Annotated in this window: 12 protein-coding genes; 5 read left to right on the top strand and 7 right to left on the bottom strand. The window is 38.4% G+C overall.

The annotated features are described in order from the left end of the window. Positions 1 to 427 precede the first annotated feature (427 nt). Complete coding sequence (locus tag F607_RS0120215; protein ID WP_027709540.1) at positions 428 to 2,014, top strand: peptide chain release factor 3; 1,587 nt, start codon at positions 428 to 430, stop codon at positions 2,012 to 2,014. Positions 2,015 to 2,234: 220 nt separating this feature from the next. On the opposite strand, the gene F607_RS35235 is transcribed toward F607_RS0120215, so the two are convergent. From F607_RS35235 to ppk2, 6 genes are all read right to left on the bottom strand, one after another. After that, complete coding sequence (locus tag F607_RS35235; protein WP_211233681.1) at positions 2,235 to 2,708, bottom strand: ABC transporter substrate-binding protein; 474 nt, start codon at positions 2,706 to 2,708, stop codon at positions 2,235 to 2,237. A 66-nt stretch (positions 2,709 to 2,774) separates the two neighbouring features. Next, complete coding sequence (locus tag F607_RS35230) at positions 2,775 to 3,014, bottom strand: transporter substrate-binding domain-containing protein (RefSeq protein ID WP_211233680.1); 240 nt, start codon at positions 3,012 to 3,014, stop codon at positions 2,775 to 2,777. Between the two features lie 297 nt (positions 3,015 to 3,311). Next, entirely contained in the window at positions 3,312 to 3,698 is a 387-nt protein-coding gene (locus F607_RS30730; RefSeq protein WP_169719828.1) for a copper chaperone PCu(A)C, read from the bottom strand. Positions 3,699 to 3,830: 132 nt separating this feature from the next. Then, positions 3,831 to 4,448, bottom strand: a complete 618-nt coding sequence (locus F607_RS30725) for an SCO family protein (RefSeq protein ID WP_051311670.1) — start codon at positions 4,446 to 4,448, stop codon at positions 3,831 to 3,833. Next, positions 4,438 to 4,968 (bottom strand): hypothetical protein, encoded by a 531-nt coding sequence (locus F607_RS0120195; RefSeq protein ID WP_027709539.1) that lies wholly within the window; start codon positions 4,966 to 4,968, stop codon positions 4,438 to 4,440. Before F607_RS0120195 ends, F607_RS30725 begins: the two co-directional genes overlap by 11 nt. A 206-nt stretch (positions 4,969 to 5,174) precedes the next feature. Further along, positions 5,175 to 6,041: a polyphosphate kinase 2 gene (gene ppk2, locus F607_RS0120190; RefSeq protein ID WP_230400443.1), complete on the bottom strand. Its 867-nt coding sequence runs from the start codon at positions 6,039 to 6,041 to the stop codon at positions 5,175 to 5,177. A 163-nt stretch (positions 6,042 to 6,204) separates the two neighbouring features. Here ppk2 and F607_RS0120185 point away from each other — a divergent pair, with 163 nt between their 5' ends. The 4 genes from F607_RS0120185 to F607_RS0120170 all read left to right on the top strand — a co-directional run bounded on the left by F607_RS0120185 (position 6,205) and on the right by F607_RS0120170 (position 11,005). Next, a complete protein-coding gene (locus F607_RS0120185) occupies positions 6,205 to 8,046 on the top strand; it encodes a Na/Pi cotransporter family protein (RefSeq protein ID WP_027709537.1) in 1,842 nt (613 codons plus the stop codon). Between the two features lie 44 nt (positions 8,047 to 8,090). Further along, positions 8,091 to 8,354: a hypothetical protein gene (locus tag F607_RS0120180; RefSeq protein ID WP_027709536.1), complete on the top strand. Its 264-nt coding sequence runs from the start codon at positions 8,091 to 8,093 to the stop codon at positions 8,352 to 8,354. A gap of 127 nt (positions 8,355 to 8,481) precedes the next feature. After that, positions 8,482 to 9,270: a TatD family hydrolase gene (locus tag F607_RS0120175; RefSeq protein WP_027709535.1), complete on the top strand. Its 789-nt coding sequence runs from the start codon at positions 8,482 to 8,484 to the stop codon at positions 9,268 to 9,270. Positions 9,271 to 10,345: 1,075 nt separating this feature from the next. Next, positions 10,346 to 11,005, top strand: a complete 660-nt coding sequence (locus tag F607_RS0120170; RefSeq protein ID WP_027709534.1) for a hypothetical protein — start codon at positions 10,346 to 10,348, stop codon at positions 11,003 to 11,005. A gap of 90 nt (positions 11,006 to 11,095) precedes the next feature. On the opposite strand, the gene F607_RS0120165 is transcribed toward F607_RS0120170, so the two are convergent. Then, on the bottom strand, positions 11,096 to 11,488 hold the full coding sequence (locus F607_RS0120165) for a hypothetical protein (RefSeq protein ID WP_027709533.1): 393 nt from the start codon (positions 11,486 to 11,488) through the stop codon (positions 11,096 to 11,098). Positions 11,489 to 13,407 lie beyond the last annotated feature (1,919 nt).

The raw sequence follows: 13,407 nt of genomic DNA, 5'->3' as shown, positions 1-13,407 counted from the left end.
TCACGCTCATTCAGCTTGTTATAACGATCTTTCAGATCAAAAAAACCTGGTTGCACCATTTTGCTAGCACTCGTTTCTTATTACTCAGCTGCTATGTATTATACATCAATAAGAATTTTTAGAGGTGCCCGTAAAATAATAGCGGTTCAATTAACGCTATATTGATTCAAAAAATAAGTTGTATATTTTACGTTAGGCTAATGTCTTAATATTTATAAAGGGGGGATATCGCCTGTTTTATTTTTGTGGCAATTACATCGCAGTGCTTCAAGATACTTTGTGAAAGGAATAATATATAAGGATGGTTGATGCTTCCCCATAGGCACTTGAATGAAAGATCGCTATAATGGTTGGCTTTATGATGCCCATGCATCCTGACTTAAGAGCGGCTGAGCACCAAACAGCGTCCAAAGTGAAGATCTAGACTATGTCAAACACACAGTTTGTTGATGAAGTAAAGCGCAGAAGAACATTTGCAATTATTTCACACCCTGATGCCGGTAAAACAACGATTACAGAGAAGTTGCTGCTGTTTGGAAACGCTATCCAGTTAGCAGGGACGGTGAAAGGTAAGAAAGGCTCCAGAATGGCTACCTCAGACTGGATGAGTATGGAGCAGCAACGGGGCATTTCTATTACCACATCGGTGATGCAGTTCCCTTACCATGACCGTATGGTTAACTTACTAGATACTCCAGGTCACGAGGACTTCTCGGAAGATACCTATCGCACGTTGACTGCCGTGGACTCAGTGTTGATGGTGATTGATGGTGCTAAAGGGGTTGAGGACAGGACCATTAAGTTGATGGATGTTTGTCGGCTGCGTGATACCCCAATCTTCACCTTTATCAATAAAATGGATCGTGAAGTACGTGAGCAAATTGAAGTCCTTGATGAAATTGAAAGTATATTGAAAATCCAGTGTGCGCCAATAACATGGCCTATTGGTATGGGGAAAAACTTCAAAGGAGTGTACAACCTGTATACGGATACAATCCATGTGTTCACTTCTGGGCAAGGTCACCGTATTCCTGACGATATCAAAATCTATGGCCTTAACAGTGATGAGGCAAAAGCGGTTCTGGGGGATTTGCTGGATGACCTCATTGATGAGATAGAGTTGGTTAAGGGTGCGAGCCATGAGTTTGATTTGGATGCGTATTTAGCAGGAAAAATGACACCTGTGTTTTTTGGTACAGCATTAGCGAATTTTGGTGTAAGGGAAATGCTTGATGACTTCGTTAAGTGGGCACCAGAACCTCAGTCTCGGACGACAGATATCGCTGAGGTTGATCCGTACTCCGAGACTTTTTCAGGTTTTGTATTTAAAATTCAAGCCAATATGGATCCAAAGCATCGTGATAGAATCGCTTTTATGCGAGTTTGCTCTGGTAAGTACACCAAGGGAATGAAAATGCGTCATGTGCGGATTGGTAAAGATGTTAAAATTTCCGATGCGGTTACATTTTTAGCGGGCGATCGTGAGAATGTAGAAGAAGCCATTTCTGGTGATATTATTGGCTTGCATAATCATGGCACAATTCAAATTGGTGATACATTCACTACAGGGGATCATTATAAATATACTGGTATACCACACTTTGCCCCTGAACTGTTTAAACGTGTTCGACTTAAAGATCCGCTAAAGTTAAAACAGTTACAAAAAGGCTTACAGCAGCTTTCTGAGGAAGGTGCTACCCAGCTATTTATGCCGTTGAATAATAATGATCTTATTCTTGGTGCAGTAGGTATTTTGCAGTTTGAAGTTGTCGCTCACCGTCTTCGAGAAGAATACAAAGTAGAGTGTATTTACGAACCTGTTAATGTAAATACTGCTCGTTGGGTTGAGTGTGATGATCCTAAAAAACTAGAAGAGTTTAAACGAAAAGCTGCCGATAACCTGTCACTTGATGGGGGGGGGTTTCTGACGTATTTAGCGCCTACACGTGTTAACTTGTCGTTAACGGAAGAGCGCTGGCCTGAGGTGCGTTTTAGAGCAACAAGGGAGCACTAAGTTAGCACCGCTAATTAAATATATACCCACAGTGAAGGATTTTTAGGGTGAGCGCTATGGATAGCGCACATAAAATTGATTCGCGAAGGGTATAGAATGTAAAAAATTAGCCCCAGCTTCTTGTGATGAGTAACTGGGGCTATTGATTAAAATAACGTGTCAGGGTTGTTATTTGTTAGAAATAAAATGCTCAATGATTTAAAAACGATTCAATTACATGTTACTTAGTATAGCTTTTAATGATTTCGTTTACTTTTCCATCTTTTTTTAGTTTTTCAAGCTGCATATGATATTTTCCTTTAAAATCATTAAGAAACTTAAATTTCCCTGCATTTTTGGTAAAACCAAGATAACCAAAATTGCCACTAACTGTGGCGCCACGAGTTATACCACTTCCTGAATATTTTCCGGCTTTTTTCAAGTTGCCTAATTCCCACTCAATAGACAGTGCATCGTTGATGTAACAGTCAATACGTTTATTAATCAGTTTAAGCAGATTTTTATCATTTCCTTTTGACTCACTAAGTTTTACTTTTCCCTCATAAATAGCTTGCTTGAACTTGTCACCACCAATTTCGAAACCAGAATTTCGGCCAATCGTTAAGCCATGGTAATCATCTGGCCAATTAGGTCGAGGGTTAGTAAGTACTTTATCTGTGCAATATGCTGCCACCTCTTCAGAAAGAATTGGCATGGAGTATTCCATATAGGGTCGGTTAGCATGTTTATAGGGTGGGTATAGCGCAAAGGATTCACTTTCTTACATCATTTTCAACCCACGCTTCCAAGGAACGCCTTCAATCGTCACTTTATAATCAGGCATACCGTAAAAGACTGCACGAAGAATATCAGTATAAATACCTGTCATTTTGCCATCTTTTTTATAGGAGTAAGGAGGATAAGCTTCGTCTGCGATAACGGTGACGGATTCTGCAGCAATAACGAGCTTAGCTAATATTAAGTTACCAGCAAGAGTAATAAAAATCATCAATTTATGCATGACAGCTCATTCCTTTTATATGAAAAAATAAGTCTTTAACTTTTTAGTTCAGACTCTGTCATTCGTAAAGTAGAGATTTATTTGAATGATGGTTTAATTATATAGTCTCAAATAAATGGTAGTGCGTTCATGAAGCAATGTTTTCAACGCAGTTTTGCAAGCAGGGGTTATGGGAGGAATATATAAGTCAGTAAATATGAGGTGGGATACTCCTATCGTAACTATACCCTTCGATTCGTGAGTAATGCCTACGATAGGAGAAAATATATTTGAAAGTAAGAGATATTATCTTAGTTGTTATTTTTGAATGTGCTTCATATCCCCTCTAGGATTTGGTGTTTTCATAACGGAAGCATCTACAGTTAATTGCTCACCATTGCTAAAAGTTAATTTCAGGGTTGTTTTACTGCCGGCTTTACTAGGCTCGTTTAAACCTAAAAACATTATATGCAGCCCTCCTGGTTTTAGATGTGTGCTGCCCTCAGCAGGAACCATGATTTCTTTTTGCTGAAACATTTTCATTACACCTTCGCTCATTTTGCTCAAATGTAGCTCAACATTCTTGGCTATCGGGCTTTCAGCTTTAATGAGGCTCACAGGTTGTTTGCTATGATTATGAATTTGCATATAGCCTGCAGTATTTTGAGCCGTTGGTGGCATTGCGCGCACATATACATCACTCACAGTGATAGCTTGTTCTGCGTTGGCACTATGACTCAGCATAGTCAGTGCGAGGGCTAGGCTTGAACTTAACAAGCTTTTACGTGCAGTTGATGAAAGGTTGATGCTCATGTTTCCCTCTTATATCTCCATGTTTTAGTTGTCGTTAAGTACTGATCGTAGTGCTTCAACGAGCATTTCAGTTGAAATGGTATGAGGCACGACATGACGAAGGATGCCCTGCTTATCGATTAAATAAAAGTTAGAGCTATGGTCTAACGTATACTGCAAAGCTGAACCTTCGATCATCTGACGTTGATAAATCACCCGATACTGGCTCGCCACATTGCTAATGCGTTCTGAAGTGTCACTTAACCCTTTAAACTCAGGTAAGAAGAATTGGGCATAGGTGTTAACCGTGTCAGCAGGGTCTCGTTCAGGGTCAAGGGTAATCATTAGTCCTTGAATTTGTGCTTGCTCGCTGGCTGTTAGACGTTTAATTGCATTTGCTAGTTGACTTAGACCTGTTGGACATACATCAGGACACGCGGTGTAACCGAAATAAATAGCAACAGCTTGCTTATCTTTAAACGAAGAAAGTGAAACGGTTGATTGGGCAGAGTGGAGCGTAAAGTCTGGTGCTTGTTCATCAATCATTAGGTTATGATGGGAGGTGGGTAAAGATTCAGTGTAAAAAAACTGAAAATAAGCCGTAATAATAATCGCAAGTATTAGTAAATATTGTGCAGCAAGAATAGCTTTCTTAGGTGTCATCGTTAGGTATTAAATCAATTAGAATTTGGTGTATACCTGTTGGGGTATGTAGCCGTATATCAGCCTGCCACTGCATACTGGGATCAATGGTGCAGTAACTAAGAATGACATTACCCTCAAACTGTTGAGGTGCAATCTGCTTTAGCTTGATCGGTAGTAACCCCATATTCATTGTTTTACCAACCAATTGCAGAGTGACATAGTTTTGATCTGTAGCCCGGCTTTGATCCGCAACTTGGCTTTGATCTGTAATCTGGCCAAGCTTAACGTTAAACGTTATTGGCTTATCATAAGGCAGCGACGTGGGCGTAACCTGTAAATGTGTAAATACAGGTGATGAATTAGTGAGCAAGCAGGGTTCAGTCGTTAGTTGGCAGTGTTGGCTTGATGTACTAACAAAAGCGTTATTTTCTTTTAACAACCAACGAGGCAGTATAATAACGGCTAACAAAATTAAGCCTAATACTACCAGTGAAGTACTTGTGCGTTCTGCTGTAAGCCATTTAGATACGATAATCATTTTCAACGCCGATTATAGAAGTATTAGTAATAATAAACAGCCGTTAAGGTGCGACATATTGTCACACTTCCTCAGTGGCGAGCAAATGAAATAAGTAGGTGTTAATTAAGCTATTACTTAACTGGTATGTATTGGATTGGTTTTAAATTAACCATGCTGATTTTAAGGTTAAAGGTCACGAATAGCAGCCAGAAAATGGTTAGTTCTCAGTATATTTCTGGTATGAATGTTTGTTCGTGATAGGGGCGTCTTACATACTTAATGCTTTCTTCTGGTTCCGGTAAGTGTATTTTTTTAGGAAGTACGTCCTTGTAGTCAATGGTGCTTAATAAGTGTGCAATACAATTCAAACGAGCACGTTTTTTATCATCGGCATCCACGACGTACCAGGGCGCTTGTTTTATATCGGTATACGCAAACATTTTATCTTTTGCTTCTGAGTATTTATGGTAAAGACGCCTAGACTCCAGATCCATGCTACTTAATTTCCAGCGTTTTAAAGGATCATTGATTCTAGCCTCAAATCGTTTACGCTGTTCTTCTTCACTGACAGAAAACCAATATTTGATAAGAATAATACCGGACCTGACGAGCATTCGCTCAAATTCTGGACAAGAGCGACTAAACTCAATGAGTTCATGTTCATCACAAAAACCCATTACCGTTTCAACACCAAGTCGGTTGTACCAGCTTCTGTCAAAAAGGACAATTTCTCCACCCGCAGGAAGGTGATCGACATAACGCTGAAAATACCACTGAGTGCGCTCTCGTTCTGTTGGGGTAGGTAGTGCTGCGACTCTACAAATTCGTGGACTCAAAAACTCAGTAATGCGTTTAATAACACCGCCTTTACCTGCAGCATCTCGACCTTCAAAGATCACGACAATTTTAAGATGCTTTTGTTTTACCCATTCCTGCAGTTTGACTAATTCTATTTGAAGTTTCACTAATTCACGCTCATAGCGGCGCTTAACTTTTTGCTTTTCTGTCTTCGACATTGCTTTGGGATCAGCTATTCCTCGGTAAATAGCCTTATTACTCTTGGTTTTTTTGCTATGCTTTGGGTCAACCACCAGTTTGTCTCCCAAGCTGTTGGCTATAAAAAAGTCAATGCCAGTCAGTTAGGTATATTTAATCAATAACTGGACATGTTCAATTTTATGCCATATATGAAATAGATTAGCCTATTAAAAAAATAGCATTACCAAATACTATTTGGCGAGAAACCATTATTTAATGCTAAAAAAACTTTTACTGCCTACCATTCTTATTTTACTTGCCTATGGCTTTTGGATAAGCCCTGACTTTAAGGTTGTTTCTGCTGGTGTAGCTGTTTTCTTGCTCGGAATGATTTTTTTAGAACAAGGGTTTAAGGCTTTTACAGGAAGTATTTTAGAAAAAATACTCCATTTTTCTACAAATAAAATGTGGAAAAGTTTGACATTTGGCATAGTTTCGACTTCGTTACTTCAGTCAAGCTCTTTAGTATCGGTTATTGCAATATCATTTTTAAGTGCAGGCCTAATAGGTCTAAGCCAAGGGATAGGTATCATATTTGGTGCCAATTTAGGTACCACGACAGGTGCATGGTTGGTAGCTGCATTTGGCTTAAAAGTCAATATTGGTAGCTATGCGATGCCTTTTCTTGTGTTTGGTTTAGTATTCTTATTCGATAAAAATAAAGCATTGCAAGGTATTGGTAATGTGTTTATTGGGATCGGTCTGTTATTTTTAGGTATTCATTATATGAAGGAGGGGTTTGAAGCATTTCGAGCCAGTGTGGATTTATCTCAGTATGCAATGACAGGCATCTTAGGCCTTTTGTTTTATACGTTGATTGGCATTATTGCTACGGTGGTTATGCAGTCAAGCCATGCTACGTTGATTTTAATTATTACTGCATTAGCTTCACACCAGGTCAGCTACGAAAACTCGCTCGCTGTTGCTATTGGTGCAAATGTAGGCACAACAATTACAGCAATATTGGGGGCATTGAGTGCCAATATCCAAGGCAAACGATTGGCAGCAGCACATTTAGTATTTAACCTGTCAACAGGTGCCATTGCTTTATTATTTATAGATCAGATGGTTTGGGTGGTCAGTCATTTATCTAGTGCTGTTGGAATTGATTCGAATAATTACACATTGCAACTAGCACTTTTTCATACAGTTTTTAATATGATTGGTATTGTTGTATTGCTACCATTTTTAGGCCATTTAGTGAAAATGCTCGTAAATTGGTTGCCTGATTTTAAGGGTAATGGCGTATCAATAAGTACGGAAGGCAAGGCCATTCACCGTGCAAAATTTTTAAATGAAGTTTCGCTTAACTATCCTGAAACAGCTATTCAGGCAATGGTGAAAGAGTCTGTTCATTTATTTCAAAATGCTTATCAGATAGTCTCTTTGGGAGTATTTGTAAGAGCGTTAGATATAAAAAAAACTAAAGAACTGAAAGACTTATTAAATCTTAAAACCGAGCTGGTCACCGTTAGTATTGATGAATTATACCAGCGGTATATAAAAGGTATTTATGCTGATATTTTACGTTATGGTAGTCAAATTGAAGCGGGGCTTAGTGTGGAACAAAGCACGCAAGTATTCTCTCTGAAGCTTGCCTGTAGAAAAATTGTTGATGCCATCAAAGATATAAAGCATCTTCACAAAAACTTAGCAAACTATGTAAGATCAGATGATGAGGTAGTAAGGGAACAATATGATCTGCTGAGGCTTCGTGTGATCATTATTTTGAAACAAATTTATGAACTACGGTTATTATCTGATGCTGACGAATTGTCTACAAAAACTGATTTAATAAAGTTAGCGATTGCTAAACAGGATATTGGTAGCAATGGAACATTGGAGCAGTTAATACGTAAGCATCGCATTGATCCTTTAGTAGCAAGTTCTTTGATTAATGATAGTGGTTATGTCCACTCTATTTGTAATAATCTTGTGGATAGTGTTATTGGTATCTTTCGGCGTGCAACAGGTGATATTATTCTGGCAGAACAAGAAATGGAGCTTGATCAGGACGAACTTATGGCAATCCTTAAAAAGCATAAGGGGCCACGTTAGGCATGTAGCTTATTTCAAATGATTTAACTAACTTAAGCTTCTTTATGAAAGAAAAATTAATTAGACGTTTAAATAAAGTTAAAGCTTTTTTGGATAGTTCTTATACAGAGAAAAAGGAACAGCAAAACTCTATAAAAAAAGTGCTAAAGAAATTGAAACAAAAGCAAAAATCCTTGGAAAAAGAATTAGATAATGAAAAAAGTAAAAGACGTCGAGCAGAGCTTCAGGACGAAATTGCTATTATCAAAGAGCGGCGCAAAAAGGGGATTCAGGCATTACAAGATTTGAATGGTAAAGCATCTGAGTAAGTTCTAACCTCTTGAGTGTAATCTTGGATGTTATCGTTTGAGAAAGGTGTAACGCATAAAATAGCTAAAAGTTAGCTATACTAGTCGGCTATATTGCCTTATTTCATGTCAAAGGAGCTACCCTGTCGTGTATTTTGATAGTCACTGCCACCTTGATTTCGAAGCCTTTGATCAAGATCGTATGGAGCTTTTAGAGCAATGCGCTGAGCAACAGGTAACCAGTCTATTTATTCCAACGATCACTCAGGCAAACTGGGCCAAGTTACTGGGGCTGCTACGTTTAATTCCTGGTCAGAATACAGGTGTAACCTGTGTGGGTGGGATAGGTTTGCACCCTTACTTTTTAGCTCAACATATGGAGCAACACTTATTAGAGTTAGATAGCTTGCTCGCTCAACAGCATCCAGGCATTGTTGCGGTGGGTGAAATTGGTCTTGATTACATGCTGAAAGAGTTAGATGTTAACTGCCAGGTTCACTACTTTGTTGAGCAGGTTAAGTTGGCTGAAAAACATAGCTTGCCTGTAGTGATGCATGCACGTAAATCCTTTGACCAATTGACCAAAATACTTCAAGACCATCCGGTTACAAAAACAGGTATTATTCATGCGTTTGCGGGAAGTAGTCAACAAGCACACCGACTAATAGAGATGGGTTATAAGCTTGGGTTTGGAGGAGCAGTCACATTTGATCGAGCGACTAAGTTAAGGTCTTTAGTGAAAACATTGCCAGTAGAATCTCTAGTATTGGAAACAGATGCACCAAATATGCCTCCTGCCTTTGCGCCAGATGAAAGAAACTCACCATTGAATATACCTAAAATTGCATCAATCATTGCTGATATTCGAGGCGTTGCTATAGAAGAACTAGCTGAAACATGTGCACAAAACTCAAGAGAAGCATTTGGTCTTCTGTAATAAGTGTTCATCTACCTAGGGTATTGCCCCAACCACTCATTGACTGGTGCTTGGAGCAATAGTGAGATATTTGCTGTAGCATAAGATAAGGCTATATAGCGACACATTTACTGGTTTAGAGTGTATGTCTTTCTTGCCAGTAAATGCGTAAGAGTAAGTATATAGCGTATGGAATAAGCAACAAACCAAGTATGTTTTGTAGTTCTGCATAAAGTGAAAACATAGCATTCACCACTATCTTAAGTTACATACCTACAAGTATAACGCATAAAAAACAAGTTATGACAGCTTGTTGAATATGTATTGTTTGACTCTTTGCGTATAGATGCGGTAGTAAAAGGTTAGGGGCAAAGCAAATACAAGGCAAAAATCAGCAAAAAAGAAGAACTCATAGTTAGTTAATAGATGATGCCTGTGAGCTGTCTGGAAAGCTAGCTTTGATAGGTATTAATCTAGTTTTGGTATTATTTTCGCCTTGTTTAATGTTTTTCAGTTGATTTATGGAGTGTTATAAGGTCAGCATAGACAAATGTAGGATAAAGAGCACCACTATGCTTTTTTTCTGTGATAGCTGTTTAAGCGTTGTATTCATAACCCGGCGAGTGTTTATAAAACTTAAGGTGCTACTGTGAAACTTGCGGTAGCGACTTTAATTAGTAAAGCAGTGCTGTTGGTTGATTATATTAATATGTAGTAGCTGTTTAGTTCTATGTAGTCCCTTATATACTGTGGTTCTTTGTGTAGAGCTTCCTCGTTATCACAAATAATCGCTATTTTTGAATTGCTCTGTAGTGAATATCAAGTACGGATAATTAAATCGCTAGACGAGGACTGCTTGGTGGATTTGATGCCAGAAAAATTATTAAATGGGAAGTTCTAGTAAGCCATGCGTAAAGTAGGTAATTTCGTTCTGTTAGAGGATTAGTGATTTGTTATTGGTTTTAAACATCCTTCGCTAAGAGTATACGATGGCTTGTACGTCAGTTGGTGATCAATTGACAGTCTCAGAAAGGGCTAATGATAATGGGCGTATAACAGTGTATAGCGTAGTCGTTGTGTACAGGATACTGAGTAAATGAAAAGAGTCTATCAACAACTGCTTGTCGCAGCTTTTTCGGTGTTTGTTACCGCATGTTCACTGACGCCCAGCCATGAAGACTTTAGTCCTCGGTGTAGTGGTGTTGCATGTGATAAAGTAGCAGAACGAGAAAATTTATCTAACTTCAGCCCAGCTAAAATATTATCGGGTACCGTCAGTATAGGGCCTTATCACTTTAATGTACCGGCAGAAGGGAGGGCTTACCAGAAGCGTAGGGGAAGAATACAAATTGTATTTCCTGATAAGTCTGGCATTTTGTTCAATATAATGTACGCTAACGACTTCGACTTAGAACATTTTGCTCATGTGTTTGATGAAAGCCAGTATACGGTTGCAGACTATCCGCTAATCATGTTTATGAAGCGTGACAGTGACCCTGAGCCTGAAAATATTTATGATGGATATATCTGGCGTCTAGCATTAAATAATAAAGGTTATATGCTACGTGAGCAGCTCTATTATCATCAAGTGGATCAAAACTTAACAATATACTTTGGTCGTGCGGCTATTGGGCCGATCAGTCAAGTAGCGTTTATTGCGGATAAAAGATACCCTGGGCAACTGCTTAAAATATTGGGTTATCAATTAGAAATGGCGACGTTTAAAAGCATTTTAGCTTCAATGGTTACCAAGTAAGCAGAGAGGATAAATGGAATAGTATGCAGATGACTATTAAACTAGGCGCGCTATAAATAAAGTGAATGCGCGCCGCAAAGCAAGTAGAAGCTAGATCATTTCCTTTGGTACTTGATATTTAATCTTACGTTTTTGGTCTTTCATAGGAATTTCATCAGCAAGCTTAGCTGTAGCTTCACAATAAGCGGCACCTACCAAATGTCTTACTTTGGATTTTTCTGCTTCAAACCAGTCATCTGAGATTTCTAGCTCAACTTCATTAAACTGGTAGAAATCAGTGTTTTTCGGGTCTTCAACTAAAAAACAGAAAAGTCGACAATCATCAATTTCAGGCTTTAAGCCCTTATTAGTCAATGCTTCTAGCATATTGCGAAATGCTGGGTCAGCATCTGGATTACTTCGAATAACTTTACCTTGGTGTATATTAATGGCTAATTTAGCATCACGACTGTTACGAGCGCGCAAGCATAAATATTTTTTCATCTAACACTCACTTAAAAGACTTATTTGACCCAATAATGATCTTAGTTTTTTCAGCCATAACATTAAATTTTAAATCATAAACTAACATGGTAGGGTGTGTTGCCCTTACTTGCATAAAAATATGATTTAAATGAATACTGCAAATTAATCCTGGCTGCACTGTTTTAAACAAATAAAAATTCAAAAATTAATACAAATTTACATATTCTACGTGCAACAAGCAGCTTAACAAGGTATAACTTATGAGGTTATTTTTACCTTTTACGGCTTTTGTTACGCGCAAATACACCCACCCCAAAAGCTCTTCTAGTGGTTATCATTTAGCAATATCGTTTGAGATACTTATCTTATATATGCTCAAAACGTTTTGCCTGACAACAATACCAAAAGCCCCTTTGTAGTAGGTATAAGACACTGGATTACTAAATTTAAGTCGTAAGATTTCAGAAGTTTCTGAGTGCAAAGTATCATTCCCAGCTATAGATTAGCTTTCAGGATAGATGTATTCATACGACCAAACTAAATTGTTATATTGGCTATACGTGGAGCCAATAACTACTCAGTGTCTTGGGTTATTATGTTGTGCAAGTTGCAACATACCTTGTGTTAAACACACTGTCAACGACAACTACTAGCCATATACACAAGCTACTGCTAATGGTATGACCAAGCAGGAATACAATTGTAGAGTAGCAGAGTTGTTGTCAGTGCTTAGCAACCTTGCTTATTTCAACAACATAACCCTTTGAAAGAATAAGGGTGTACTCTACCTGAGTTCAGGGCCGTTGGTCAACCTTTGCTATAACTTGAGGTAACAGAATAAGTCTATACTAACAATATTAACACTGGTTACTTATTGGTGCCAATTCAATTTGCTTTTTATATGTCCTTAGAGCAATCTTTTTTTAGAGCTTATTGTCTTTTTTGTCATTAATTATCTATATATCCTTTCAACCTGCTACATAAGGGTCTCATTAGAACATTTAATTGCAGCCCTAGTTATACAAGATAACATAGCCTATCTGATAAGGCAGACTATAAAAAAACTTCAGTAAGGGTATTATGTTTGAGGTAGTATAGTGAGGAGAATAGGCAAGGATGTAAAAGGTTACATTAGAGTCCGATACAAACATTCAGGAACTGATGTTTAAAAACATTAATCTTCTGTCGCTTGAGAAGCTGTAACTTGGTAGTGATTAGTAAAGGTATTACTAATGCATTAAATGTTAAGAGTAAGTGAGTATTATCCTACAGTATTATGGCGTCGGTTTAACGGGTTATATATACCCTCCACAAACCAGTTTTATGCGTGCTACCCATAGCGTTTACCTTAACGGGACAGCAATGCTGTACTAGTCTGTTCAATACATAAGTGGGGTTTATTACTCTCTAATGGGCATCGAGATCGAAGCTCTTGACTGCCATGAATGGTGGGAATGCAGTTGATGCATAATGATTTGCATGTTATGTAGAGGAACAATTGCTGAGCAGCACGTAACTGCGATCCTGGTTACTTATTTAATTAACCCCCAATAGTGCTGTGATGTCAATTACAGTCGCTACTGAAAGCTCCACAGTAGTAAATTTGCCTAAGGGCTTCATCGCTTGGTGGCCCAGCTAGCACTTTTAAAACAGTTGTGGTTGTTACTTCTTGTTTTTACAGCCGATATTAGCCTACTAAAGAACTTCGTTTTGGGTATATTATTATTCATTTTTAGAAAAATAAAATCATAGTATACCCAAAACGAAGGGTTTTTATACCCCAAGGGCACAAGGGTGCGGCAGTCAAGCGATGAAGCCCCTGGGCAAGTTTACTGTTGTGAAACTTGCGGTAGCCACTTTAATTGATATAACAGCGCTGCTGGGCGGTTATATTAATAAGTGACTGGGGTGGCCGTTAAATGCTCCTCGGCAATAGC

It is taken from the genome of Zooshikella ganghwensis DSM 15267, from assembly GCF_000428585.1.
Taxonomy (GTDB): domain Bacteria; phylum Pseudomonadota; class Gammaproteobacteria; order Pseudomonadales; family Zooshikellaceae; genus Zooshikella; species Zooshikella ganghwensis.
This window is presented reverse-complemented; position numbering and strand designations above follow the sequence as displayed.